This is a genomic window from Microbacterium sp. NPDC019599, assembly GCF_040632175.1.
In the GTDB taxonomy this organism is placed as follows: domain Bacteria; phylum Actinomycetota; class Actinomycetes; order Actinomycetales; family Microbacteriaceae; genus Microbacterium.
The window spans coordinates 557,125-582,586 of sequence record NZ_JBEYBL010000002.1 but is presented as its reverse complement, the minus strand read 5'-3'; the positions used below and the strand labels follow the sequence as shown (position 1 = coordinate 582,586).

At 71.1% G+C, this 25,462-nt stretch carries 24 protein-coding genes; 8 read left to right on the top strand and 16 right to left on the bottom strand.

What is annotated here, in order from left to right:
* Positions 1 to 29 precede the first annotated feature (29 nt).
* Positions 30 to 875 carry an SGNH/GDSL hydrolase family protein gene (locus tag ABZ477_RS06145; RefSeq protein ID WP_360129436.1) on the top strand — a complete coding sequence of 282 codons (846 nt, stop codon included), beginning with the start codon at positions 30 to 32 and terminating at the stop codon, positions 873 to 875.
* Between the two features lie 38 nt (positions 876 to 913).
* On the opposite strand, the gene ABZ477_RS06140 is transcribed toward ABZ477_RS06145, so the two are convergent.
* Complete coding sequence (locus ABZ477_RS06140; RefSeq protein WP_360129433.1) at positions 914 to 2,392, bottom strand: lipase maturation factor family protein; 1,479 nt, start codon at positions 2,390 to 2,392, stop codon at positions 914 to 916.
* A 4-nt stretch (positions 2,393 to 2,396) separates the two neighbouring features.
* Positions 2,397 to 3,875: an NAD(P)/FAD-dependent oxidoreductase gene (locus ABZ477_RS06135; RefSeq protein WP_360129430.1), complete on the bottom strand. Its 1,479-nt coding sequence runs from the start codon at positions 3,873 to 3,875 to the stop codon at positions 2,397 to 2,399.
* A gap of 156 nt (positions 3,876 to 4,031) precedes the next feature.
* Between ABZ477_RS06135 and ABZ477_RS06130 the strand changes: the two genes are divergently transcribed.
* Positions 4,032 to 4,607 (top strand): hypothetical protein, encoded by a 576-nt coding sequence (locus tag ABZ477_RS06130; RefSeq protein ID WP_360129427.1) that lies wholly within the window; start codon positions 4,032 to 4,034, stop codon positions 4,605 to 4,607.
* 94 nt (positions 4,608 to 4,701) lie between these two features.
* Here ABZ477_RS06130 and ABZ477_RS06125 read toward each other — a convergent pair whose 3' ends face one another.
* A complete protein-coding gene (locus ABZ477_RS06125) occupies positions 4,702 to 6,777 on the bottom strand; it encodes an NAD(+) synthase (RefSeq protein ID WP_360129424.1) in 2,076 nt (691 codons plus the stop codon).
* 194 nt (positions 6,778 to 6,971) lie between these two features.
* Here ABZ477_RS06125 and ABZ477_RS06120 point away from each other — a divergent pair, with 194 nt between their 5' ends.
* On the top strand, positions 6,972 to 10,661 hold the full coding sequence (locus tag ABZ477_RS06120; RefSeq protein WP_360129421.1) for a TM0106 family RecB-like putative nuclease: 3,690 nt from the start codon (positions 6,972 to 6,974) through the stop codon (positions 10,659 to 10,661).
* A 215-nt stretch (positions 10,662 to 10,876) separates the two neighbouring features.
* Here ABZ477_RS06120 and upp read toward each other — a convergent pair whose 3' ends face one another.
* From upp to ABZ477_RS06095, 5 genes are read right to left on the bottom strand one after another with little or no spacing between them, the layout of a single operon-like run.
* Positions 10,877 to 11,509, bottom strand: a complete 633-nt coding sequence (upp, locus tag ABZ477_RS06115; protein WP_360129418.1) for a uracil phosphoribosyltransferase — start codon at positions 11,507 to 11,509, stop codon at positions 10,877 to 10,879.
* Positions 11,510 to 11,518: 9 nt separating this feature from the next.
* Positions 11,519 to 12,664, bottom strand: a complete 1,146-nt coding sequence (locus ABZ477_RS06110) for a hypothetical protein (RefSeq protein ID WP_360129415.1) — start codon at positions 12,662 to 12,664, stop codon at positions 11,519 to 11,521.
* Complete coding sequence (locus tag ABZ477_RS06105; protein ID WP_360129412.1) at positions 12,657 to 13,340, bottom strand: hypothetical protein; 684 nt, start codon at positions 13,338 to 13,340, stop codon at positions 12,657 to 12,659. The genes ABZ477_RS06110 and ABZ477_RS06105 overlap by 8 nt, the downstream gene beginning before the upstream one ends.
* Positions 13,337 to 14,683 (bottom strand): putative T7SS-secreted protein, encoded by a 1,347-nt coding sequence (locus tag ABZ477_RS06100; RefSeq protein WP_360129409.1) that lies wholly within the window; start codon positions 14,681 to 14,683, stop codon positions 13,337 to 13,339. Before ABZ477_RS06100 ends, ABZ477_RS06105 begins: the two co-directional genes overlap by 4 nt.
* Positions 14,680 to 14,970 carry a hypothetical protein gene (locus tag ABZ477_RS06095; RefSeq protein WP_360129406.1) on the bottom strand — a complete coding sequence of 97 codons (291 nt, stop codon included), beginning with the start codon at positions 14,968 to 14,970 and terminating at the stop codon, positions 14,680 to 14,682. Before ABZ477_RS06095 ends, ABZ477_RS06100 begins: the two co-directional genes overlap by 4 nt.
* A gap of 95 nt (positions 14,971 to 15,065) precedes the next feature.
* Here ABZ477_RS06095 and ABZ477_RS06090 point away from each other — a divergent pair, with 95 nt between their 5' ends.
* Both ABZ477_RS06090 and ABZ477_RS06085 read left to right on the top strand, forming a co-directional pair.
* Positions 15,066 to 15,497: a nucleoside deaminase gene (locus tag ABZ477_RS06090; protein WP_360129835.1), complete on the top strand. Its 432-nt coding sequence runs from the start codon at positions 15,066 to 15,068 to the stop codon at positions 15,495 to 15,497.
* 105 nt (positions 15,498 to 15,602) lie between these two features.
* A complete protein-coding gene (locus ABZ477_RS06085; RefSeq protein ID WP_360129403.1) occupies positions 15,603 to 16,346 on the top strand; it encodes a DUF2306 domain-containing protein in 744 nt (247 codons plus the stop codon).
* On the opposite strand, the gene ABZ477_RS06080 is transcribed toward ABZ477_RS06085, so the two are convergent.
* The 4 genes from ABZ477_RS06080 to ABZ477_RS06065 form a co-directional block, all read right to left on the bottom strand.
* Complete coding sequence (locus ABZ477_RS06080; RefSeq protein ID WP_360129400.1) at positions 16,330 to 17,292, bottom strand: cation diffusion facilitator family transporter; 963 nt, start codon at positions 17,290 to 17,292, stop codon at positions 16,330 to 16,332. The two genes, ABZ477_RS06085 and ABZ477_RS06080, sit on opposite strands and share 17 nt — an antisense overlap.
* Positions 17,293 to 17,355: 63 nt before the next feature.
* Positions 17,356 to 18,468: an alpha/beta hydrolase gene (locus ABZ477_RS06075; RefSeq protein WP_360129397.1), complete on the bottom strand. Its 1,113-nt coding sequence runs from the start codon at positions 18,466 to 18,468 to the stop codon at positions 17,356 to 17,358.
* Between the two features lie 179 nt (positions 18,469 to 18,647).
* Positions 18,648 to 19,328 carry an SRPBCC domain-containing protein gene (locus ABZ477_RS06070; protein ID WP_360129394.1) on the bottom strand — a complete coding sequence of 227 codons (681 nt, stop codon included), beginning with the start codon at positions 19,326 to 19,328 and terminating at the stop codon, positions 18,648 to 18,650.
* A 2-nt stretch (positions 19,329 to 19,330) separates the two neighbouring features.
* Positions 19,331 to 19,807 carry a metalloregulator ArsR/SmtB family transcription factor gene (locus ABZ477_RS06065; protein ID WP_360129391.1) on the bottom strand — a complete coding sequence of 159 codons (477 nt, stop codon included), beginning with the start codon at positions 19,805 to 19,807 and terminating at the stop codon, positions 19,331 to 19,333.
* Between the two features lie 87 nt (positions 19,808 to 19,894).
* Here ABZ477_RS06065 and proC point away from each other — a divergent pair, with 87 nt between their 5' ends.
* The 3 genes from proC (at position 19,895) to ABZ477_RS06050 (ending at position 22,941) form a co-directional block, all read left to right on the top strand.
* A complete protein-coding gene (gene proC / locus ABZ477_RS06060; protein ID WP_360129388.1) occupies positions 19,895 to 20,731 on the top strand; it encodes a pyrroline-5-carboxylate reductase in 837 nt (278 codons plus the stop codon).
* A 160-nt stretch (positions 20,732 to 20,891) separates the two neighbouring features.
* A complete protein-coding gene (locus tag ABZ477_RS06055; protein ID WP_360129385.1) occupies positions 20,892 to 22,253 on the top strand; it encodes a potassium transporter TrkG in 1,362 nt (453 codons plus the stop codon).
* On the top strand, positions 22,246 to 22,941 hold the full coding sequence (locus ABZ477_RS06050; RefSeq protein WP_360129382.1) for a TrkA family potassium uptake protein: 696 nt from the start codon (positions 22,246 to 22,248) through the stop codon (positions 22,939 to 22,941). The genes ABZ477_RS06055 and ABZ477_RS06050 overlap by 8 nt, the downstream gene beginning before the upstream one ends.
* A gap of 51 nt (positions 22,942 to 22,992) precedes the next feature.
* Here the strand turns inward: ABZ477_RS06050 and ABZ477_RS06045 are convergent, their stop codons facing one another.
* From ABZ477_RS06045 to ABZ477_RS06030, 4 genes are read right to left on the bottom strand one after another with little or no spacing between them, the layout of a single operon-like run.
* A complete protein-coding gene (locus ABZ477_RS06045; protein WP_360129379.1) occupies positions 22,993 to 23,757 on the bottom strand; it encodes an ABC transporter permease in 765 nt (254 codons plus the stop codon).
* Entirely contained in the window at positions 23,754 to 24,587 is an 834-nt protein-coding gene (locus ABZ477_RS06040) for an ATP-binding cassette domain-containing protein (RefSeq protein WP_360129376.1), read from the bottom strand. The genes ABZ477_RS06045 and ABZ477_RS06040 overlap by 4 nt, the downstream gene beginning before the upstream one ends.
* Positions 24,584 to 24,952: a DUF1048 domain-containing protein gene (locus ABZ477_RS06035; RefSeq protein ID WP_360129373.1), complete on the bottom strand. Its 369-nt coding sequence runs from the start codon at positions 24,950 to 24,952 to the stop codon at positions 24,584 to 24,586. Before ABZ477_RS06035 ends, ABZ477_RS06040 begins: the two co-directional genes overlap by 4 nt.
* On the bottom strand, positions 24,952 to 25,302 hold the full coding sequence (locus tag ABZ477_RS06030; protein WP_360129370.1) for a PadR family transcriptional regulator: 351 nt from the start codon (positions 25,300 to 25,302) through the stop codon (positions 24,952 to 24,954). Before ABZ477_RS06030 ends, ABZ477_RS06035 begins: the two co-directional genes overlap by 1 nt.
* Positions 25,303 to 25,462 lie beyond the last annotated feature (160 nt).

Sequence of the window (25,462 nt, the reverse complement as noted above, 5' to 3'; positions counted from 1 at the left end):
CCTCGCCGCCTCAGAGTGGAGGGGATCGCATGAACGCATATCCTCGGACGCGTCGCGTCCTGGCCGGATTCGTGGCGGGCGTCGTCGTCGCGACGACCGCAGTCTTCGGAGGTTCCGCAGCCAATGCGGCACCCGCGCCACCGGCCGTCATGGCGGGTCTCGGCGACTCCATGACTCAGGCGATCATGACCTGCTCGAGCCTCACGACGTGTGCTTCCAACAGCTGGTCGACGGGCACGTCGACGACTGTCGTCTCCCACGCGTCCCGACTGCGTGCCGCGTATCCCGGCCAACCGCTCACGGTGCACACCAATGCCGCGACCTCGGCGAACTCGAGCGGTCTGCTCGCGCAGGCGCAGAAGGCCGTGACCCAGAACGCCGGCTACGTCACGATTGAGATCGGCGCGAACGACGCCTGCACGAGGACCGTCAGCGCCATGACGTCCACCGGGACGTTCGAGACCAACATCCGGACGAGCCTGCAGACGCTCACGGCGAACGGCGCCCAGCGGCAGATCTTCATCGCGAGCGTCCCGAACCTCATGCTGATGTACGAGGTCAACAAGGGCAGCGCGAGCGCGCGGCTCACCTGGGCGCTCCTGGGGCTCTGCCAGTCGCTCCTGGCCAGTCCGACGAGCACGAGGTCCGCCGACGTCGCACGCCGCGCTGCCGTCCAGCAGCGGGTCATCGACTACAACGCCATCCTGCAGAGGGTCTGCGCCGAGTTCGCGACCTGCCGGTACGACCAGGGCGCTCTGTACAGCTTCGCGTTCACGAAGGCGCACATCTCGACGCGCGACTACTTCCACCCGTCGGTCACCGGTCAGGCGGCGATCGCCGCGGTCACCTGGCCCAAGACGCAGTGGGCGTCGTAGCCCGCGCCACATAGGCGTCGACCCGTGCGCCGGCCGGTTCACCTCGGCAGGCGCACCGGTCGCACGAGCACTCTCCGGTCCTCGCGCATCCATCGCTGCCTCGTCGACCGGAACTCCTCGCGGGTCGCGAAGCGATAGCGGTACGACACGACGCGCACCCACTCCGGCCGCTCGCCGGGGAACGGATCCCTCGCGAGCAGCGCGAGGGTCGCGGCATCCGCTTCCAGCAGCTTGCCGAGGAACGCGGTGAACCAGTCGTCGAGCGACCGGCCGAGCGGCAGGAACCACATGAGCCAGTCGAGCCGGAGGTGGTAGGGCGCCCACTGTCGCGGAACGCGCCGCACGTCGCCGGGCTTGCCCTTGAACTCGTACTCGCGCCAGTCGGCATCGTCGCCCGCGCCGCCGGAGCTGCCCTCGACGACGTACTCGATGCGGCGCTTGGTCACGGTGCCGAACGCACCGTAGGCGTTCGCGAGCTGCCAGCGGTTGAAGCTCGCGTTCATGAGCTGCCGGTGCGCCGCGAGGTTGCGGGCGGCGGGCCAGCTGATGACGAGGTACAGCACGGCGACGGCGCTCGTCACGACGAGCCACGGGAGCGGGATGCTGTCCACCAGCCACGGCGGATCGCTCACGGCAGGCCGCGACGGCGCCCCGATGCCCGGAACGCCGACCGCCGAGAAGGCGATGACGATCGTGGCCCAGTTGAGCCACGCGAAGTTGCCGGTCAGGACGAGCCACAGCTGCGTCGCGATGACGAGCCCCGCCGCGACGGCACCGACGATGGCCGGGACCGGGCCCGGTACGAACAGCCCCACGATGGGCGCGAACAGGAACCACGGCACGACCAGCTGCGCGAAGTGGTTGCCGATGACCTCGCCCTTGTGGAACCACCGCGGGAGCAGGTGGGCCTGCCGGCTGAGCGGCCCCGGCATGGGCTGCGTCTCGTGGTGGAAGGTGAGCGCCGTGAGGTCTCGCCATTCGCGCCCGCCGCGGATCTTGATCATCCCCGCACCGAACTCGAGCCGGAACAGGAGCCACCAGAACAGCACGATGACGGCGGTCGCGGGCGGCTGGTCGTCCGATCCGAGGAAGGCGGCGAGGAAGCCGGCTTCCAGGAGCAGCATCTCCCACCCGAAGCCGTAGAAGGTCTGGCCGATCGACACGACGGACATGTAGGCGAGCCACAGCACGAGGAAGCACAGCATGGGCACCCAGGGCGGCCCCAGCTGGGGCACGCCGACCGCGAGCGCGGCCGCCACCACGATCCCCGCGATGCACAGCGCGACGAGCCGGCCGTCGGTGTACCGCGCGTACCGGAAGAGAGTCGGGCGCAGGGGCCACCGGGACCGCGCCTTCGCCCACGCCAGAAGCTCGGGGGCTGGGAGGAGGCCGCGCTCGCCCAGCAGCGGCCGGAACTGGTTGAGGGTCGACACGAAGGCGATGAGATACAGGATGCCGATCCCGCGCTGAAGCACCTGCCGAGCGAACTCGAAGTCGACAGCCGCGAACCCGTCCATGGCGTCAGCCGAAGAGGTCGTCCAGCTCGACGCCGACCCCCGCGTTGTCGGAGAGCGCCTGACGGGCGGCGTACCACCCCGGCATCGCCGTGACGCCGGGGCCGGGCGGGGTCGAGGCCGAGGCGAGGTAGACGCCGGGCATCGGCGTGCGCCACGGCGCCCGGGAGAGGACGGGCCGACGCACCGCCTGGACGAGCGAGAGCGCCCCGCCCAGGATGTCGCCGCCGATGTCGGCCGGGTTGAACGCCTCGCGGTGAGCCGCCGGCATGGCCGTTGAGGCGAGGATCCGCTCGCGGAACCCCGGGGCGAACCGCTCCACCTGCCGCGTCACGAGCTCGGTCGGGTCCAGGGTCGAGCCGGACGGCACGTGGATGTACGCCCACAGCACGTGCTTGCCCTCGGGTGCGCGCGTGGGGTCGAGGACCGAGGGCTGCACGACCAGCACGTAGGGCCGCTCGCTGACCCGCCCCTTCGCGACGGCGTTCTCGCTCGCCTCGACCTCGTCGCGCGTCCCGCCCACGTGCACGGTGGGGGCGAGTGCGACATCGGGATGCGCCCACGGCACGGGGCCGTCGAGGGCGAAGTCGACCTTCGCGGCGGCCGGCCCGTAGCGGTACCGGCGGAGGGCACGCGCGTACGCGGGCGGGATGCCGGGGTGCGTGAGGACGAGGCGTGGCGAGGTGTCCAGCAGCAGGACGTCGCCCGCAGCGGGATCGCCCCAGTCGAGACCTCGGAGATCGGTCACCCGCGCGCCGGTCTCCACGACGCCGCCGTGCTCGCGGAGATCGGCGACGAGGATGTCCGCGATCGCCTGGGCGCCTCCGCGCGGGTATGCCCACCCGTCGCCCGCGTGGACGTGCGCGAGGAGGAACAGCGCAGGGCCGGCGGCAGCGACCGTCGGCAGCGGCGCGTTGGCGTGCGCGGCGACGCCCGTGAAGAGGGCGGCGCCTTCCTCCGTGCGGAATGTCCGACGGCTGAGCGGGCTGCCCAGCTCGAGCGCGCGGAGGCCGAAGCGCACCGTGGTCACGGGATGCCGCGGCACGCGGAGAAGCTGATGCCCGGTGAAGTCGACGACCCCGTCGAGGTGCCGGGAGAGCGGGCGCACGACGGCGCGCCAGGCTCCAGCATCCCGTCCCAGTCCCGCGGCGGTCCGCTCGAGATCGTGCCATGCGATGGCGGCCCGGGCGTCGCCGCCGGACGTCACGGGGTCGAGGGGCTGGGCGAACGCCGCTTCGGGCACGATCCACTCGATCCGCTCCCTCAAGCCGAAGGCGCGGAAGAACGGCGACGAGAGCGCGGCGGGGTGGATGGCGGAGCCGATGTCGTGGCGGAATCCCGGGAGGGTCAGTTCGGCCGTGCGCGTGCCGCCGCCGATCATGGCGGACGCCTCGAGCACCCGCACCTGGTAGCCCGCGCGGGCGAGCGCGACGGCCGCTGCGAGCCCGTTCGGCCCGCTGCCGACGACCGTCGCGCGCTCCGCCATGAGGCTCAGTCTGGCACCGGCCTGCGGCCCTGCGAGGGGCCTTGACGTCACGGCGCGCCCCGTGGCTCGCACGACACCGAGGCAATCAGAGTGCAGGGTGCGGTGCGATGGGCCAGTATGAAAGTGCGGCTCGCTCCGCAGGAAGAGGTCTCGCACATGGAATCCGTTCTGCTCGACACTCCGGCCGGAATCGGCGCCCGCCTGGGCTGGGATCCGAAGGTCACCGAGCACGACCGCAAGCGCATCCTCGCTCGTCAGCTCGTCGCAGCGCGCATGAAGGTCGAGGAGAAGGCGGTCCGCATCGACCGCGAGGCGCCCGCGCAGTTCGGCTTCCACACGCAGCTGTTCGCCGAGATCGACGGGCAGGAGCTGCCCATCGAGATCCGCACCGCGAGCTTCCGCGCGGCGACCGTCGCCGCGATCGCCGACGACGGCGTGCGCCTGGGCATCGACCTCCGCGACGCGCACCCCGACGAGGCGACGCTCGCCGAGATGAAGCGCCACTCCCGCATCTTCGACGTCGAGAACCTCGACTCGCTGCTCTCGCACTGGACGAAGGTGCAGGCCGTGCGCGAGGCGGACGGCCGCGGCGTGCGCATGAAGGCCGAGTACGTGCGCCTCGACCTGTCCAAGCACAAGGGCTGGATCCCCGACCGCCCCGTGCACTACTCGCTGCTGGACCTCTCGCGCGACGGCTGGATCATCACGCTGGCGTACTCGAACGAGGACTGAGCGGCCGCCCCGAACGGGAGGTCTTGTCCTCTTCGTGAGGTCGGATGCTGTGATCCGGCCCTCCCGAAGGGGACAGCGCCTCCCGTGGCGCGCGTCAGGACCTCGGCGCGTACTCCGGCAGTGCCGCATCCAGCTCGGCGAGCCAGGTGCGGGCGTTGCCGTCCGACGGCGCGCGCCAGTCTCCGCGCGGCGACAGCGAGCCCGCGGGCGAGACCTTCGGGCCGTTCGGGATCGCGGACCGCTTGAACTGCGCGAATGCGAAGTACCGCTTGAGGAACACCCGGAGCCACTTGGCGATCGTCGGAAGGTCGTACGCGTAGCGGTCCTCGTCGGGGAATCCGGGGGGCCAGGCGCCGGCATCCGGATCCCGCCACGCGTGCTCGGCGACGAAGGCGATCTTCGACGGCCGCATGCCGAAGCGGAGGATCCAGTACAGCGCGAAGTCGTGCAGGGCGTACGGGCCGATGCGGTCCTCCGTCGACTGCATCCTGCCGTCCTGCCCGGCCGGGACGAGCTCGGGGCTGATCTCGGTGTCGAGGACCGACTGCAGCACTTCGCGGGCGCGCTCGCTGAGATCGGTCGAACCGCCTTCGTGTCCCTCCTGCGCGATGACCCACCGGATGACGTGCTGGATGAGCGTCTTCGGGATGCCGGCATTCACGGCGTAGTGGCTCATGTGGTCTCCGACGCCGTAGGTGGCCCAGCCGAGCGCGAGCTCCGACAGATCGGACGTGCCGATCACCATGCCGCCGTGGTGGTTGGCGAGCCGGAAGAGGTAGTCCGTCCGCAGGCCCGCCTGCACGTTCTCGAACGTGATGTCGTGGACGGGCTCGCCGTCCGCGAAGGGGTGGCCGATGCGCTCCAGCATCTCGGTCGCGAGCGGGCGGATGTCGATCGTCTCGATCGTCGCGCCGATCGTCTCTGCGAGGGCGATGGCGTTCGACTTCGTGTGCTCGCTCGTCGCGAACCCGGGCATCGTGTACGCGAGGATGTCGCTGCGCGGACGCCCCATGCGGTCCATCGCGCGCGCGACGACGAGGAGGGCGTGCGTCGAGTCGAGACCGCCGCTCACTCCGATGACGGGCTTCGGGCCGCCGATCGCGGTCATGCGCTGGATGAGCCCCGACACCTGGATGTTGAAGGCCTCGTAGCAGTCGAGCGCGAGCCGCGCGGGGTCGTCGGGCACGAAGGGGTAGCGGTCGAGCGCACGGCGCAGTCCGATGTCGCGCGCAGGCGGATCGAGCTCGAAGTGCACGACGCGGAAGAACGGGTCGTGCGTGCGGCGGTTGTCGTCGAACGTGCCCTGGCGGATGCGGTCCTGGCGCAGCCGGTCGAGGTCGACGTCGGCGACGCTGCGGCGCGGTCCGTCGGGGAAGCGCTCGGTCTCGTCGAGCAGCTGGCCGCCCTCGAAGATCATGGTCTGGCCGTCCCACGACACGTCGTTCGTCGACTCGCCGGCACCCGCCGCCGCGTACGCGTACGCTGCGAGGCACCGCAGCGACTGCGACTGGCACAGGTCCTTGCGGTCTTCGGCGCGCGCGATCGTGATGGGGCTGCCGCTCAGATTGAGCAGGACGGTGGCGCCCGCGAGCGCGGCCGACGACGAGGGCGGGATCGGCACCCACACGTCCTCGCACACCTCGGCGTGGACGACGAGCGCCGGCACGTCGAGCGCCTCGAACAGGAGGTCGGGGCCGAAGGGCGCCTCGTAGGCTCCGACGCGGATGTCCTGCCCGGCCTGGTCGTCGCCGGGCGCGTACCACCGGCGCTCGTAGAACTCACGGTACGTCGGCAGGTACGACTTCGGGACGACGCCCAGCAGCTCGCCGCGATGGATCACGACGGCGCAGTTGTAGAGGCGGTTCGCGTGGCGCAGCGGCGCGCCGACGACGAGCACGGGGAAGAGATCGACGGATGCCTCGACCAGCCGCTCGATGGACGCCACGACGGCGTCGAGCACAGCATCCTGCATCACGAGGTCTTCGATCGAGTAGCCCGTGAGGCACAGCTCGGGGAAGACCGCCACGGCGACGGCATCCGCATCGCATTCGCGCGCGGTCGCGAGCACCGCGTCGGCGTTGGCTGCGGGATCGGCGATCGCGATCGGGATCGTGCACGCCGCGATGCGTGCGAAGCCGTGACGGTACGCGCTCTCGAACGGGAGGCTCATGCGCCCAGTCTGTCAGGAGACTCGCGCGGAACCCGGTCGTTGAGCGAGCGAAGCGAGACGAAACGCCCCGAACCTGCGCTGCCCGTTGTTTCGGTGCGTTCCGTCTCCGTCGCTTCGCTCCCTCGCTCAACGACCGAGAACACTGCGGGGGAGTGTCGGATGCCGCGGCTAGGGTCGAGGAGCGAAAGGCGGATATGCGATACATCGAGGACGAAGGCCGGATCGTGTGGAGCGCGAGCGACCTCAAAGCCGCCGCAGAGTGCGAGTTCGCCTGGCTGCGGGCGATCGATGCCCGACTCGGGCGCGTCCCGGCGGTCGAGGAGCCCGAGGACGCGACCCTCGAGCGCGCCGGCCGGCTCGGGGGCGAGCACGAGCGACGGGTCCTCGCGGAGTATCGGTCCGCCTACGGCGACGGCGTCGTCGAGATCCCCGAGACGCGATCGACGGATGCTGTCGCCCTCGCCGACGCGGTGGCTCTCACGAACGCGGCTCTGGCGTCGGACTCGGTCGAGGTCGTCTATCAGGCGGCATTCGCGACCGACGAGTTCGTCGGGTTCGCCGACTTCCTCGTCCGAGAGCCCCAGAGCGCGCCTGATCAGCCGAGGCGCTGGATCGTGCAGGACACGAAGCTCGCGCGGCGCGCTCGCGTGACGGCGCTCATGCAGCTCGCGGCGTACGTCGTGCAGCTCGATCGGCTCGGCGTGTCTCGTGCGGACCACGTCCAGCTGCTGCTCGGCGACGGATCGGTCAGCGAGCACGAGGTGTCCGACCTGCTTCCGGTCTTCGAGCTGAGGCGCGACCGGCTCCGGGCGCTCGTGGACGACCGGCGCCTCGACCTCGGAGCGGTCGGGCCAGAGATCGCGTGGGGCGACGTCCGCGGCGAGCTCGGCGTCGTCGCATGCGGGCGCTGCGCGACCTGCGAGCTCGAGGTGGTCCGGCACCGCGACCTCCTCCTCGTCGCGGGCATGCGACCCGTGCAGCGCGACCGCCTGCGGTCGGGGGGCATCGAGACGATCGACGCGCTCGCCGAGGCATCCACGGCTCCGCCCCGCATGAATCCCGAGACGTTCGCGTCGCTGCGTACGCAGGCGCGCCTGCAGCTCGCGAGCCCCGCGGGGCTCGGGGTTCCGGTCCCCGAGCTCGTCGACGGGTCGAACCGTCCCGTGGGTCCCGGCTTCGACGCCTCGACGAGCGCGGCGACCGGGGGTTCGGCGGCGTCCGGGGGTCCGGTGACCGCCGGCTCGGCGACCGCGGGCTCGGCGACGGCGATGCTCGTCGCAACCGCGCCCGTGCCGGTCCCGACGTACGAGGTCGTGCACCCCAAGGCGCTCGGCGCGCTGCCGCGACCCGACCTCGGCGATCTGTTCTTCGACTTCGAGGGCGACCCGCTGTACACCGAGACGCCCCCGCCGGGCGATCCCGTGCAGTGGGGCATCGACTACCTCTTCGGATTCGTCGACCTCCGCGAGCAGTACTCCGCGCTGTGGGCGCACAGCTTCGCCGAAGAGCGTGCGGCGCTCGAGCGCTTCATCGACCTCGTGATGCTGCGGCGCGCACAGCATCCCGGCATGCACATCTACCACTACGCGCCTTACGAGCCGACGCACCTGCTGTCGATGGCGGCCCGTCATGGGGCCCGCGAGGCGGAGGTCGATCGGCTCCTGCGCGACGGTGTCTTCGTCGACCTGTACCCGATCGTGCGCCGCGCTCTCCGGGTCGGCTCGCGGTCGTACTCGATCAAGAAGCTCGAGCCGCTCTACATGGGCGCGGAAGTGCGGACGAGCGACGTCCAGAAGGGCGACGATTCGATCGTGCGCTACGTGCAGGCGCGGGCTCTGCAGGACGACGGTGCTCCGGGTGCGGCGCGCGAGATCCTCGACGATCTTGCGGACTACAACCGCTACGACTGCGTCTCGACGCGGCGCCTGCGCGACTGGCTCGTCGAGTGCGCGAAGGAGGCGGGGCTGCGGCCGGCGTCCGACCGCGAACCGGGGGAGTCGGTGTACGAGCCGTCGCCGCGCGCGCTCGCCCTCGCGAACCTCGCGGCGCAGCATCCCGACGACTCTCTCGACGCGAGGTCGCTGCGCCTCGGCGCCGCGGCGATCGACTACTACCCGCGCGAGTCGAAGGCGTTCTGGGCGACGCACTATCTGCGCCTGCGCGAGCCGATCTCGGTGTGGGAGGAGACGCGCGACATCGTCGTCATCGACGCGGCGCGCTCTCGCGTCGTCGAAGACTGGCACTTCGGCGAGAGCGGCCGCGGCGGCGAGCGGCGGCTCGTCGAGCTGCGCGGCGAGCTCGCCCCGGGAACACGCCTGTCCGAGGGCTCGAACCCGTTCGCGCTCTACGATCTGCCTGCGCCGTTCCCCTACGAGCCGTCGCCGCGATGGATCCATGCGGCTCGGTCCGTCACGGTCGTCGAGGTGCTCGACGACGGCGCGATCGTCGAGGAGACGGCTGTCGACGGCGTCACCTGGTCCGACCTGCCGGCCGCGCTGACTCCGGCCGCACCCCCGCGCGCGGGCAACCAGCAGTCGGCGATCGACGCGTGGGCCGATTCGGTGCTCGACGCGGCGCCCGCCCTGCCGGACGACCCGGCGACCGACATCCTGCGCCGCCGGCCGCCGCGCACCCGCAGCGGCGCGCTGGCGATCTCGACCGGCGACGACGTCGACGCGATCGCGCGGAGCCTGCTCGACCTCGATCGCAGCTACCTCGCGGTCCAGGGCCCACCCGGCACGGGCAAGACGTACGTCGGGTCGCACGTGGTCGCTCGCCTCGTCGTCGACCACGGCTACCGGGTCGGCGTCGTCGCCCAGTCGCATGCCGTCGTCGAGAACATGCTCGATCGCATCGTTTCCGCCGGCGTGCCGTCGCGGCAGGTCGCGAAAGCGCCCAAGGACCCCGCGGCCACGGGAACCTCGTTCACCGTCATCCGGAAGAACGGCGTCGCGGCGTTCGTCGCCGAGCAGCAGGGTGGGTTCGTGCTGGGCGGGACCGCGTGGGACTTCAGCCACGAGGGGCGCGTGCCGCGCGGCAGTCTCGACCTGCTCGTCATCGACGAAGCCGGGCAGTTCTCGCTCGCGTCGACGATCGCCGTGTCGCTCGCGGCGCCTCGGCTGCTGCTCCTCGGCGACCCGCAGCAGCTGCCGCAGGTGAGTCAGGGCACGCACCCCGAGCCCGTCGACACGTCGGCGCTCGGGTGGGTCATGGACGGGGCCGACGTCGTGCCGCCCGAGTACGGTTACTTCCTCGGCCGCACGTGGCGCATGCACCCCGCGGTCGCGGGGCCCGTCTCGCGGCTCTCCTACAACGGAGAGCTCGTGTCGCACCCCTCGGCGGCCCTGCGACGTCTCGAGGGGATCGCGCCGGGTGTCCATCCCCTGGCGATCCGGCATCACGGCAACGCGACCCAGTCGCCCGAAGAGGCCGCCGTCGTCGTCGAGCTCGTGCGCGATCTGCTCGGCCGCTCCTGGACGGACGCCTCGACGGACGACGGCGCGGCCGCTGTTCTGCCCGCACGCCCGCTCGCCCAGTCCGACATCATCGTCGTCACGCCGTACAACGCGCAGCAGGTCGACGTGGAGCGGGTGCTCGACGAGGCGGGGTTCGGCGAGGTCCCCGTGGGCACCGTCGACCGGTTCCAGGGTCAGGAAGCCGTCGTCGCGATCGTCTCGCTCGCCGCCTCGTCGGGAAGGGATGCGCCGCGCGGCCTCGAGTTCCTCCTGCTGCGCAATCGCCTCAATGTCGCGATCTCCCGCGCGAAGCACACGGCGTACATCGTGCACGCGCCGGGGCTGCTGGACGATCTGCCGCATACGCCCGAGGGGGTCGCTCGGCTCAGCGGCTTCGCGCGCCTCGTCGCGGACGGGGCGACGGCATGATGCGTGCCGTTCGCTACGCGACGCTCTTCGGAAATGTCAACCCCATAGGGCAGATTTCCCCGCCGGATTAACCTTGTCGAGCGCCATCAGGCGCAGGTGCGGTACCCGTTCGGCGAGGGGCGGGTGCCGCACCACTCATTTCCTGGAACGGATGCTGTGACAGCATCCCGAATCCGTCGTGCGAACGTCCGCGCTCCCGGTCGTCGCAGCGGTGATCAGACCGTGCCGTAGAGCCGATCGCCGGCGTCGCCGAGGCCCGGCACGATGTACCCGCGGTCGTTGAGGCGCTCGTCGAGCGCGCCGAGCACGAGCGTCACATCGCGGTCGCCCACCTGGCGCTCGATCGCCCCGACGCCCTCGGGGGCGCCGAGGAGGCAGATCGCCGTGACATCCTGCGCGCCGCGCTTGAAGAGGAACTCGATGGCCGCGCCGAGCGAGCCGCCCGTTGCCAGCATCGGGTCCAGCACGAAGCACTGCCGGTCGCTCAGGTCCTCGGGAAGGCGCTCGGCGTAGGTCGACGGCTCGAGCGTCTCCTCGTTGCGCACCATGCCGAGGAAGCCGACCTCGGCCGTGGGGATGAGCTTGACCATGCCCTCGAGCATCCCGAGGCCTGCGCGCAGGATCGGCACGACCAGCGGGCGCGGCTCGCCGATCTTCACGCCGGTCGTCCGGGTGACGGGGGTCTCGATCTCGATGGGCGAGACCCGGACGTTGCGCGTCGCCTCGTACGCGAGGAGCGTCACGAGCTCCTCGGTCAGCTGCCGGAAGACCGGCGACGGGGTGCCGGCGTCGCGAAGCACCGTGAGCTTGTGGGTGATGAGCGGGTGATCCGCGACGTGCAGGCGCATACGCTCAGGCTAGTGCGTCGACCCCGCGTCGCCGGGAGCGAGCTCCCAGCTCGCCGCCAGGACGATCCCGTCGGCCAGGCGGGCGATCGCCTCGACCGCGTCCTGGTGCGGTGTCGAGAAGCTCACGAGGCACAGACCGCGACGGTCGGGGAACTCGAGCCAATAGTCGAGCACGACGATGGGACGCGCCGCGAGCTCGGGAGGACCGAGCCGCCGGTGGATGTGGCGCACGAAGGGGCCGGCCGCTGTCTCGGCGCGCGCGAGCTGCGCGTCGCCTCCCGCGGCGTGCAGACGAGCGGCGAGCTGGTCGAGGTGATCTCCCGGCGCTCCGAGGTCCTGCCAGTAGCGAGTGAGCGACACGGCGGCCGCAGCCGGGCCCACGCGCCCCGAGGCTCCGCTCGACGCGTCAGCGGCGAGTGGGGAGGGCGTGGGGACCTCGGTCCGCCGCGTGAGGAAGGCCATCTCCTGGCCGCCTGCCGCCGCGGCATCGCGCGCCGTCGAAGTGAGCCAGGCAGTGAGCTGCGCCGTGAGCACGGGGGCCTGCGGGATGCCGCGCAGCTGGGCCTTCAGCAGCGCCTCGACGCCCTTCTTCGTGCGCTTCGGGTCGGTGAGGTCGATCGTCGCCCAGTCGTCGGGAAGCGCAAGGTCGAGCCCGACGACGCGTTCGCCGGGACGGATGCCGCGCGCCGGCGCGCCGGACTCGTCGGCGATCCACGACACGTCGTCATCGCCGGCCGCGGGCTGGAGTGAGGCGAGCACGTCCTCGACGGACGCCTGCACGGGATGCGGGCCGGCGGGGTCGAAGACGACGCGGCGCAGCAGATGCCGGTACTGCTCGATGAACCCGGTGAGCGACGACCCGCGCCGGATGGCGAACTCGCGCTCGGGGCTGTCGCCCATGAACTGCGCGAACGCCTGCGTCGATGAGAACAGCGCGAGCACCCAGCGGTGCTCGCCGTCGGGATCGTTCGCCTCGATGACGCGGGTCTGCGTCTCGCCGTCGGCGCCCCGCATGAGCGGGACGATGACGTAGTCGTGGCGCAGCGCACGCCCGATGGCGCCGACATCGACGGCGGCGAGGGCTGCTGCGAGACGCTCCGAGCCCACGTCAGTCGACGGTGCGATGTCGATGCGCTTCTCGGCTCCGTCAGACATGGGCACTCCCGCTCGTGTCAGGCCGGGCGGTCCCTGCCACGACGATGCGGCGCGGAAGCCGTGCGAGCGCGCGCCGCTGCCACCAGCTCGCCGGCGGCGGGACGACCTCCCCGCGGGGCGTGATGTCGACCGTGAGGTTCTCCTCGCTCTGCGCGAGGCGGCCCGCGAGACCCGCCTCCGTGAGGAAAGCCGCCCCCGAGGGAATGCCTCCGCCTGCCAGCACGACGAGCGTCGCGGGATCCGCGTCGGCGATCCCGTCGGTGACGACGACGTCGAACGGCCGCGCATCGTCCTCGGTCCATGCGCGCGTCTGCACGCGTCTCGGGCGGCGCGGCGCCGAGCCGGGGGAGCGCGCGGCTCTGCCCGCCTCGAGGTCGTCCGTCACGACGATTTCGCCCGACAGCCGCAGGCGAGGGTCGGGCAGCCTGCTCGGCACGTGCGCGTCGCTGTCGCCGTCGACGTCATAGCGGCGCACGAGCGCCCACGGATGCTCGTTCTCTCCCCACACGGCGGTCGCCGTGAGCCACGCGTAGCGATCGGGACCCAGTCTTGCGAAGGCCTCGAACGGGTCGCCCTGCAGGGGCTGCGTCGTCGGGATCCCGAGGCCGCTGGGGTGCTCGGGATCGTCGAAGGTGACGACGCTGTGGCTGAAGTCGAGCTCTGCGATGCGGGTCATGGCACCTGGAAGACGACGTTGTCGAGGATGTCGACGCCCTTCAGGTCGCCGAAGGAGCCGGGGAAGATGTACTCCGTCGCGCCGCCCGGCATGCCGTCGAGCGGGAGTGCGTGGCGGGTGAGCACGTTCCTCGATGCGTCGGTGACCTCCGCGATGACCAGGTTGTCGGCCGCATTGACCGACGGGAGTCCGAGTGACGAGCGGACGCTGGCCAGCTCCCACGGCGCCGTGGGCGAGTACGACGCGCCCCAGGCCCGTGCCGATTCGCCGACCGGCACACCGGGCGGCGTGCCGTACAGCCGGTAGACCACGTCACCGTCGGCGACCTCCTTGAGCGGAGCCCGCCACAGCGCCTCGGATTCGGCCATCGCGGAGGGCCGCACGCGCAGCGCCTCGCGCACCGTCAGCATCTCGCCCTTGAATCCGGCCTGAAGCCGCGCCGCCGCGTTGATGCGGCCCGCGGCGGCGGCAGAGCCCACGACGCGCGCCGCCGCCCCGAGACCGACGACGGCCAGCGCCGCCCCGGCGATGCTGATGATCGCCTCGGTCCAGGATCTGTCTCCCGTCGAAGCGAGGATGACGTTGCCGATCGCGTTGACGATCGCCGCGATGCCCGCGACGAGGAGCAGGGCGGCGGCCAGCACCTGGCCGATGACGGGGATCCACGAGACGGCGAGGGCGAGGATCCCGGCGACCGCCGCCACGATGCCGGCGACGTCCGTGACGACCGACAGGACGTCCTTGCCCCAGTCCTGCCACCACGAGTCGTTGAGCCCGTCGTCGGCGGTCGTGTCGTGGATGCGCTGCCTCGCGTGCTCGGCGGCGCGATCGCGATCACGCCGCGCGGCGTCGATCCGCTCGACAGCCGCGGCGACCTGGGAGTCCGCGACGCGCAGCTCGTACGCGGCGTCGTCGCCGAGCGAGGTGTACCGCAGGGCGGTCGCCGGGTCGGTCTCATTCGAGGCCAGCGCGAGGTAGCGGTGCTGATCCGAAGACGCGTGAGAAGCGGCATCCCGAGCGGATCGGGCCTGGTACAGCGCCTCGAGGGACTGCGACTGCGCCGACTCGAGCACGCCGGCGTACTCGACGAGCGCATCGCCGGTGGCACGGTAGCGGGATTCGGCGCGTGAGATGTCGTCGGCGACAGTGCCCGCGGTCTCGGCGAGCGCGTAGACCGCCTCGGCGTGCTGGCCGTCGACCCCGAGGGAGCGCAGGCTCCGCGCGGTCCGGTCGATCGCGTCGGCCACGGCGAGGTAGTCGCGCCCGCCGACCGAGACGGCGACGGGGTCGCCGGGGATCGGATCCGCCGCAAGCCCCGCGGCCGACCAGTCCGCCGGCCTCATGAGCCTTCTCCCGAGATCGCGGCCGCGAGATCGGCATCGGTCTGACCGAACCCGTCGGCGATCGCCGACGCGGCATCGCCCAAGGCGCGGATGCCGCCGGTCATCTCCTCGCGCGTGTCGTTCCACGAGTGCGCGAACGACCGGACCGCGTCCGCGAGTCCCGGGTGCCCGGTCGCGTCGGCGATGCCGTCGCTGCGCACATCGGCGCCTTCGAACTCGTGCGCGACCCGGTTCAGGTCCGCGCCCACCGCGCGCATGCGCTCGAGATCCACCCGCAGATCCGGCATCCGTTCCTCCCTGTCGACCTGTCGAGTCTAGGCAGTCGACGCGGGCGGCCGCGTAGCATGCAGGAATGCTCGCCGACCCGATCGACCGCGCCGCGATGGATCGCGCGCTCGCCCTCGCGGCCGACGCGGGCGCGCACGGAGACGTGCCGGTCGGGGCGGTCGTGACGGATGCTGCCGGCACGATCATCGGCGAGGGCCTGAACCTGCGCGAGCACACGGGAGACCCCACCGCGCACGCCGAGATCGTCGCCCTGCGGGCCGCGGCGCAGCGCACCGGCGACTGGAACCTGGAGGGCTCGACGCTCGTCGTGACGCTCGAGCCTTGCCTCATGTGCGCGGGCGCGGCGCTCCAGGCGCGCGTCTCGCGCGTCGTGTTCGCCGCATGGGACGAGAAGGCCGGCGCGGCCGGTTCGATGTACGACGTGCTGCGCGACCGGCGTCTGCCGTATCGCGCCGAAGTCGTCGGGGGCGTCGCGGAGGACGAGGCATCCTCGCTCCTGCGCGCCTTCTTCGACGCGCGCCGCTGAGCCGGCGGCGGCGAGTTCGCGGCCGGGCCGGCCGGGCCAGCCCCCGGGCGGACGCGGGGGACAGCACCATCCCGCGCGCCGTGCCCTCTCCCTAGCGTCGGAGTCGTGACCGAACGACTCCTCGCACCCCCTCCCGCGACCGTCTCGCCGCGCCCGCGGCGCGGTGCGGGACGCGTCGCATGGCTCGTGATGGCCCTCGGGTCGCTCGCGATCGTCGCCTTCGCGGCCGTCCCGTACTTCACCGCGTCGCTGCCCCAGCTCGCGGGCGAGGAGGTGGGCCTCGCGAGCCACTACGCCGGCCAGCCCGCGTTCGTCCAGGTCGCGCTCTACGCGCACATCGTCGGCGCGGCCGTCGCGCTCATGCTCGGACCCCTCCAGTTCTGGCGCGGACTGCGCGAGCGGCGGCCTCGCGTGCACCGCTGGACCGGGCGCGTGTATCTCTCGGGCGTGGCGATCGGCGGACTGGCGGGGCTCGTGATCGCGCCCTTCGGCGCGGCCGGGCTCGTCGGACTCTTCGGCTTCGGCGCACTCGGAGTGCTGTGGCTCGTGACCGCGTGGCGGGCGTATCGCAGCATCCGTCGTCGTGACGTCGCGGCGCACCAGTCGTGGATGATCCGCAACTACGCCCTGACCTACGCGGCCGTGACGCTGCGGCTCTGGCTGCCGTTCCTGCTCGTCGTCCAGATCCCGTTCGGGGCGTTCGAGTTCGACGCGGCGTTCGCGAACGCGTACGCCGTCGTGCCGTTCCTGTGCTGGCTGCCGAACCTCGTCGTCGCGGAATGGCTCATCCGCCGGCGCGGCCTGCCGTCCTACCGGCTGACGCCGGCCGGTCTCAGTCCGCGGACTTGAGCACGATCTCCTCGGTCGGCGGGACGGGGGTCTCGGACCGGAGGATGTCGGGCTCGAGGTAGATGACCCGGGCGGCGGGCACGGCCTCGCGCACGCGGGACTCGATGCGGTCGATGTCGGCCGCGACGTCGCCGAGCGAGCGGTCGGAGACGAACCCGAGCTTGGCGGCCACGAGCAGCTCGTCGGGGCCTAGGTACAGGGTCTTGATGTGGATGACCTTCTCGGCCTCGGGACCCGCTTCGATGGCTGCGACGATCCGGTCATGGTCGCCCATCGTGGCGCCCTCACCGACGAGGAGGCTCTTCGTCTCGATGCCGAGGACGATCGCGACCAGGACGAGAAGCGTTCCGATCATGAGCGTGCCGATCGCGTCGAAGACGCTGTTGCCCGTGATGGCGGTGAGGCCGACGCCGAACAGGGCGAACACGAGACCCGTCAGCGCCGCGATGTCCTCGAGGAGCACGACGGGCAGCTCGGGAGCCTTCGCGTGACGCACGAACGACACCCACGACTGGCCCCGGCCGCGGACGTGGTTGCTCTCCTTGACCGCCGTGCGCAGCGAGAACGACTCGAGCACGATCGCGACGACGAGCACGACGAGCGGCACCCAGAAGTTCTCGAGTTCATGCGGGTGCGTGAGCTTCTCGACGCCCTCGTAGATGGAGAACAGGCCGCCCACCGAGAACAGGATGATCGAGACGACGAAGGCGTAGACGTAGCGCTCGCGGCCGTAGCCGAACGGATGCTGCGCATCTGCCTTGCGCCGGGCCATGCGTCCGCCCAGCAGCAGGAGGAGCTGGTTGCCCGAGTCGGCGAGCGAGTGGATGCACTCCGCGAGCATCGACGCCGAGCCGGAGACGAGCCACGCGACGAACTTCGCCAGCGCGATCCCCATGTTCGCCAGGAACGCCGCGATGATCGCCTTGCCGCCGCCGGATGCACTCATGGCGACGAGTCTACGGATGCCGAGACCGCCGCCTGCGCCGCTTGACGAGCGCCGATCGATGCGTCAGTCGGCGGAGCGGAGGATGATCGTCTCGGTCGGGGGAGCCGGGTCGACGGGGTGCCCGACGTAGCCGATCACGATGAGGAGGGCGTGCCGGAACTCCGCGGGGCGCTCGAGGTGCGCGGTGTGCCCGACGCCCTCGAGGGCGAGTTCGGTCACCTCGCCGCCGCGCGCCGAGTACTCGCCGAGCACGTCCCGCGTCTGCGACACCATCTCCTGCGCGGGGGCGACGTCGGCGCCCGGCCAGTCGGGGACGATGCCGAGCGCCCCGAGGTGGTTGTAGTCGTAGAACGAGGTGTCCGAGATGATCGCGTCCTCCGTCCCGTAGATCCACAGGATCGGCGGCTTGGGTTCGAGATCGACGATGCCCGAGAGGTTGAAGTACTGGGGGGCCATCGTGTTGAGCACTCCGACGGTGCCCGCCGCGAAGCCCGGCCAGTTGTCGCTCGGCACGGAGTCACCGGGGTAGTTGCCCGTCGCGGTCGACGTCGACAGCATCGACTCGACCCAGACGTCCTCGTGCGCGGTCGTGTAGCCGGGGGCGACGTAACCCGAGCGGAAGACACTGCGCGGCGACGTGGGGGCCTCGTCGGTGGCGTCGTGGGCGATCAGCCGTGCGACGTAGTCGGGGTTCGCGACGCCGCCGCCCGTTCCCGCGTCGTCGTCGGTGAGGCGGCTGCCGTCGCGGCGGGTCCCGCCGAAGCCGTACGGCGACACGGGGGATTCGAGCGTGAGGCTCAGCACGGGGTGGTCGAGCGCGTACTGCAGGATGACGGCGCCGCCCATCGACCAGCCGACGAGGTGCGCCGTGGGGATGCCGAGGGCCTGGAGTGTCTCGAAGAGGTCGTCGCTGAAGTCGCGCACGCCGCGCGTCGCGTCGATGGGCGCGTGCTCGGTCCCGCCGTAGCCGCGCAGGTCGACCGCGACGACCCGCAGGTCATGGGGGAGGTCCTGCATGACCTCCTGCCAGAACAGCGACGACGAGCCGTTTCCGTGGACGAGGACGACCGTGCGGTCGGGCGGCGTGCCGGCGTCATCACCTGCGCGCTCGAGGACGTTCACGACGAGTCGCGACGTTTCGACGGACCGGGAGGTGATGCCCTCGAACAGGGTCATTTGCTGCGTCCCTTCGCTCTCGCCGAGGGCCGCAGAGCCCCCATGCTGCCTCGACTATAGCCCTCGGCTCGGATGGGGTCAGCGGGCTTCCCGGACGTCGTGGGAGCGGGACCGCAGAAGCGGCGGGATGCCTCGTCACATGGTGGGGCGAGGCACCCTCCGCGTCGAGTCGGCGCCGCTTACGAGGCGCCTTCGCCCATGTCGAAAGGCGCCTCGCCGAGGTACATCGCCGCCGTCGCGGCGGCACCGCGAGCCGCAGCATCGGGGTTCGCGCCGTCCGCGACATGCGCGCGCGCCCATTCGTCGGCGGAGCGGCGGGTGAACTGACGGCCCTCGGCGGACAGCATCCATGCCTCCCCCTCTTCGGGGCTCGGGCCGTCGGCCGCCGACCCGAGGTGCAGGGCGAGGCCCAGCAGCCCCGAATCCCACCCGATGCCCGTTCCGGCGGGGCCGAAGTTCTCCCACATGTCCTCGGGCACGTCCGCCACGCGGGCGACGTGCTCGAGGTCGAGCCGCGTGCGGCCGCTTCCCGCGTCGGAGAGCCGCACGGTGATCCAGGTCACGCCGCCGCCGAACTCCCAGGTCGCGCGATAGTGCGCCGCGCCGTCCGCAGGCGGCGCGCACTCGAGGACCTCGCCTCCCGCGTTGCCCTCGAGCTGATAGCGGCCGCCGAGTCGCAGGTCGCCGCTGATCGGCAGGAACCATCGCGCGACGCGGTCCGTCGTGACGGCGTTCCAGACGTCGTCGAGGTCGGCGGGGTACTCCTGCGCGAGGCGCTGCACGCGCACGGCCTCGCCGTCGCGGTCCGTCGTCTCGACGCCGCGCTCGACGGCCTCGATCTGTGCATCGACATCGACCATGGTCAGTTCTCCTTCGTCTCGGGGTCCGTGCCGACGCCGTCGGCGTCGGCACTCGTGGTGTCGTCGGTGGGGGATGCCGCGGTATCCGGTTCCTCGTCGTCCGCGGCCGGCGCGGCATCCGTCTCGGCCTCGCGCTCGGCTCGCTCGGCCTCGAGCCGCCGCGCGCGGCGGCCGCGCGCGAGCTCCGTCGCCAGTGCGTCGAGGTGCGGCTGCCAGAACCGGCGGAACGGGTCGAACCAGGCGTCGGCCGCTTCGAGCGGAGCCGGATCCACGGTGTAGAGGCGGCGCGTGCCCTCGGCCCGCGCCGTCGCGAACCCGGCTTCGCGGAGCACGCGCAGGTGCTGCGACACGGCGGGCTGCGAGATGCCGAACTCGCGCTGCACGACGTCGCCGAGCTCGCCCGCGCTGCGCTCGCCGTCGGCGAGCAGCTCGATGATCCGGCGGCGGACCGGGTCTCCGAGGATGTCGAGCGCGTGCATGACCCCATTCTTGCGTCGCAACTTATATAAGTCAAGACGCAATCAAGAACCCCCGATCGTTCACCCGCGGCTCATAGGATGACGTTCATGCCCGACTCACTTCCTCCTCTCGCGTTCCTCGGTGCCGGCTCCATGGGAGGCGCGATCCTCCGCGGCCTCGTGCGCTCGGGCCTGGCAGGAGGCGGCATCGTCGCGACGAACCGCACGGCCGCCAAGGCGTCCGAGCTCGCAGAGCTCGACGGCGTCACCTCGATCGCAATGGAGGAGCAGGCGTCCGGGAATGCGGATGCCGCGGCATCCGCCGACATCGTCCTCATCGGCGTCAAGCCCGCCATGGTCCCCGACCTGCTGCGCGAGATCGCGCCGCACCTGCGCCCCGGGACGATCGTCGTGAGCCTCGCGGCGGGCGTCACGATCGCGACGTTCGAGGGCATCCTCGGCGACGCGATCCCCGTCCTGCGCTCGATGCCGAACACGCCGGCCCTCGTCGGAAAGGCGGTCACGGGCCTCGCGGCCGGAACCGCGGCGACCGCGGACGACGCAGCTCTCGTGCGGCGCCTCTTCGAGACCGTCGGCACGGTCGTCGACGTGCCCGAGGACCAGATCGACGCCCTGTCCACGATCTCAGGGTCGGGCCCCGCCTACGTCTACCTCCTCATCGAGGAGCTCACCGAGGCGGCCATCGGCAAGGGCTTCAGCGAAGAGCAGGCGCGGCTCATGGCGGAGCAGACCTTCATCGGCGCCACCGCGCTGCTCGAGGCATCCGGCGACGACCCCGCCGAGCTCCGTCGCCGGGTCACGAGCCCCAAGGGCACGACCGAGCGCGCGATCGCGGTGCTCAAGGGCGCCCACCTCGGAGGACTCTTCGCGGAGGCGACGGATGCCGCGCTCGCCCGGGCTCGGGAGCTGGCGGCGGGAGCGTAGGCGACCCCCGCCGGCGACGGTCAGTGAGTAGCCGCGAAGCGGCGTATCGAAATGGGCGGCGGGAGCGTAGGCGAACCCCGCACCGAGGCGCGGCCCGCGGGTCATCCGCGGCTCGTGAGTCACCCGTCGCGCGCGTTCGCGCGGGCATAGAGTCCACAGCGTGACCTCGCGAACGCGCCGCCCCGAGCGCCCTCGGACGCGGCGGCTGCGCCCCGCGCGCAGCATCGTCGCGGCGTTCGCGGTCGCGATCCTCATCGGCACGGGTGTGCTCATGCTCCCGATCTCGGCGCGCTCCGGCCGGGTCACCGACTTCTTCGACGCCCTCTTCACGGCCACCTCGGCGGTGTGCGTCACGGGGCTCACGGTCGTCGACACCGAGACCCACTGGACGCCGTTCGGCCAGGTCGTCATCATGCTCCTCGTCCAGCTCGGCGGGCTCGGGATCATGATCTCGGCGGCCACGATCGGGCTCTTCCTCGCGCGCAAGATGAGCGTCGCGAGCCGGCTCACGGCGGCGATGGAGGCGGGCGCGATCGGCTTCGACGACATCCGCGGGCTCGCGCGCCGCATCCTGCTCATCTCCCTGCTCATCGAGGGCGTGACGTTCCTCTTCCTCTTCGCGAGATTCGCCCTCGGCTACGGCTACTCGGCGGGCGAAGCGGCCTGGCTGGGCGTGTTCCACGCCGTCTCGTCGTTCAACAACGCCGGCTTCGCGCTGTTCAGCGACAACCTCATCGGCTTTGCCGCCGACCCCTTCATCTGCCTGCCCATCTGCGCCGCCATCATCCTCGGCGGCCTCGGATTCCCCGTCCTGATGCAGCTGCGGCGGGAGTTCCGGCATCCGCTCCGCTGGACGATGAACACGCGGATCGTCCTGTCGGTCACGATCGTGCTGCTCGCGGCCGGGACGACCTACATCGGTGCGTTCGAGTGGACGAACCCGCGCACCCTGGGCGCCTACGACCCGTGGGCGCGGGTGCTCATCGCGTTCTTCCACTCGGTGCAGACCCGCACGGCGGGGTTCAACTCGGTCGACATCGGCCTCATGCACGACGAGACGTGGGTCGGCATGGACGTCCTGATGTACATCGGCGCGGGCCCCGCCGGCACGGCGGGCGGCATCAAGGTGACGACGTTCGCGGTGCTGTGGTTCATCCTGCTGACGGAGCTGCGGGGTGAGGCGTCCGTCCACATCTTCGGCAAGCGGCTCTCGCGCGCCGTGCACCGCCAGGCCATCTCGGTCGTCCTGCTGTCGCTCGGCGCGATCGTGGCCTCGGTCATCGCCCTCATGGTCGTCACGGGCCATGCCTTCGACAAGGTGCTCTTCGAGGCGATCTCGGCATTCGGCACGGTCGGGCTCACGACCGGCATCACGTACGACCTCCCGCCGACGGCCGAGGTGATCCTCGTCCTCCTCATGTTCATGGGCAGGCTCGGCCCGCTGACGATCGGCTCGGCCTTCGCACTGCGCGATCGCCGTACCCTGTACGAGTTCCCGACGGAAAGGCCCGCCATTGGCTAGATTCGCGCTCTTCGGCGACACCTCGCGGCGCATCGCGGAGGCCGACTCGGTCGCCGTCATCGGTCTCGGCCGCTTCGGCAGCGCCCTGGCCCTCGAGCTCATGGCGGCCGGCACCGAGGTGCTCGGCATCGACATGGACGACGACCTCGTCCAGGCCCACAACGGCGAGCTGACCCAGGTCGTGCGTGCCGACTCCACGAAGGAGGAGGTGCTGCGCCAGCTCGCGGTCGACGAGTTCGACAGGGTCGTCGTCGCGATCGGGGCCGACGTGCAGGCGTCGATCCTGACGTCGTCCATCCTCCTCGGCATGAAGATCCCGGTGATCTGGGCGAAGGCGGTGACGGAGCAGCACGGCCGGATCCTCGAGCAGCTCGGCGTCCACCACGTCGTGTATCCCGAGAAGGACATGGGCCGCCGCGTCGCTCATCTCGTGCGCGGCGCGGCGATGGACTACCTCGAGATCGAGCGGGGCTACGCGCTCGCGAGGATCGCGTCGCCTGCCAGCATCCTGGGGGTTCCGCTCGGCAGGACGACGATCCGCCGCGAGCACGGCATCACCGTCACGGCCTTCCGGGCCGGTCAGGGGGTCTGGCAGAACGCCGACAACGAGACGGTGCTGTCGGAAGGCGACCAGATCCTCATCGTGGGACCGACCGACAGGGTGGAGGCCTTCGCGCAGCTGCGCTGAGACGGCGGAAGGGCCGCCCTCCTGAGGGAGAGCGGCCCGTCCGTGCTCCGATCAGCGGAACTTGCGCCGGTAGATCGCGACCGCGAAGCCGTACGCGACGACGAGGATCCCGACGAGCCAGGCGAGTGCGACCCAGATGTCTGTGCCGACCGGCTGCCCCGCGAACAGGGCGCGCAGGGTGTCGACGATCGCAGTGACGGGCTGGTTCTCGGCGAACCACGCGACGGGCGCGGGCATCGACTCGGTCGGGACGAAGGCCGAGCTGATGAACGGCAGGAAGATCAGCGGGTAGCTGAACGCGCTCGCCCCGTCGACGGTCTTGGCCGAGAGACCCGCGATGACGGCGATCCACGTCAGGGCGAGGGTGAACAGGGTCAGGATGCCGAGCACGGCGAGCCACACGAGGACCGAGGCCCCCGTCCGGAACCCCATGATCAGGGCGACCCCGATCACGACCGCGATCGAGACGAGGATCGCGACGAGCGACGTGAACACGTGTGCCCACAGCACGCTCGATCGGGCGATCGGCATCGACTGGAAGCGCTCGAAGATGCCCCCCTGCATGTCCAGGAACAGCCGGTACGCCGTGTAGGCGATGCCCGACGCGATCGTGATGAGCAGGATGCCGGGGAGCATGTAGTCGATGTACGACTCCTGCGATCCCGTGTCGATCGCGCCGCCGAAGACGTAGACGAACAGGAGCATCAGAGCGATCGGCGTGACGGCCGTCGTGATGATCGTGTCGGGGCTTCTCAGGATGTGCCGGAGGGACCGGCTGGTGAGCACGGCGGTGTCGCCGATGGCGTGAGTTGTCATCGGAGTTCCTTTCCTGTCGTGACGGCTTCGCCGGCGTCCGCGGCGGGAGCAGCATCCGTCTCCGCGGTCTCGCCCACGAGCGCGAGGAAGACGTCCTCGAGCGAGGGCTGCTTCTCGACGTACTCGACCTGGGCCGGCGGAAGGAGCCGCTTGAGCTCGTCGAGCGTGCCGTTCTGGATGATGGTGCCCTTGTGCAGGATCGCGATGCGGTCTGCGAGCTGCTCGGCCTCATCGAGGTACTGCGTCGTGAGCAGCACCGTGGTGCCGTTCTTCGCGAGCCCCCGGACGGTGTCCCACACCTCGATCCGCGCCTGGGGGTCCAGGCCCGTCGTGGGCTCGTCGAGGAAGACGATCGGCGGCTCGCCGATGAGGCTCATCGCGATGTCGAGCCGCCGGCGCATGCCGCCGGAGTACGTCGACGCGCGACGGCCGCCGGCCTCGGTGAGCGCGAAGCGGGCGAGCAGCTCGTCGGCGATCGCGCCGGGGTTCTCGAGGTGACGGAGCCGCGCGACGAGCACGAGGTTCTCGCGACCGCTCAGCACCTCGTCGACGGCGGCGAACTGCCCCGTGAGGCTGATCGACTCCCGGACGTCGCCGGCCTGCGTCGTGACCTCGAAGCCGTTGACCGCGGCCGTGCCCGCGTCGGGGGACAGGAGCGTCGAGAGGATCCGCACGAGCGTCGTCTTGCCGGCCCCGTTCGAGCCGAGCAGGGCGAAGATGCTCCCGGGCGCGACCTCGAAGTCGACGCCGCGCAGCACGTGCACGTCCTTGAACGACTTCTCGACACCCGTGACGCGGATGGCGGCGGTGACTGTGGCAGTGGGGCTCATCCCTGGTCCTCCTTCTCCGCCTCGGCGATCGCCTCGTTGAGGCGGTTGCGCTCCTTGTCGATCCACTGCTTGCCCGTGTACGCCTGTGCGAAGTTCTCCGCGAAGGCGACGGGGTCGTCGCCGACGATCTCTCGGACTGGGGTCCCGTCGAGCGCCGCGCGCTCCCACAGGTCGGCGAAGTCCGTGAACATCGTCGTGAGGGTCTCGCCGTCGACCACGCCTCCCGCGTACATGAGGTAGCGGTGCACGGCCTTGGCCGCGGTCCGGTACGACGCGGGCAGCGCCTCGATGCGCGCCATGTCCTGCTTGTACTGCTTCTTCTGCTCGAGCGACCCGGTGAGGGCCTCGATCCACTTGGCGGCCATTACTTCTCTCCTTCTTCGTTCACAAGACGTGCGGGGCGGAGCTGTTCGAGGCGTTCGGCGAGGAAGCTCCAGGTCCTCCAGAACTCGGTGAGGTAGTCCTCGCCCTGCGCGTTGAGGGTGTAGACCTTGCGCGGCGGCCCCTTCTCGGAGGGGACCTTCTCGACGTCGACGAGGCCTCGCTGTTCGACGCGGACGAGCAGCGCGTAGACGGTGCCCTCCGCGATGTCGGAGAAGCCCTGCTGCCGAAGCCATGCCGTGATCTCGTACCCGTAGGCGGCGCGCGTGGCGAGGATCGCGAGGACGATGCCCTCCAGGACTCCCTTGAGCATCTCGGTCTCCTGCTTGCCCATCGGAGTGCCTCCTTCCACTACTCGGTGTTGCTGACTACCACTAGATAGTAACGCCGAGTACCGGTACATAGCAACACCGAATACCGAGAACTTTCCGGATGCTGTCCCGCCCGCGTCGGGGCACTACCGCGTGCAAGCACGCGAGAACGCCCCTATGTCC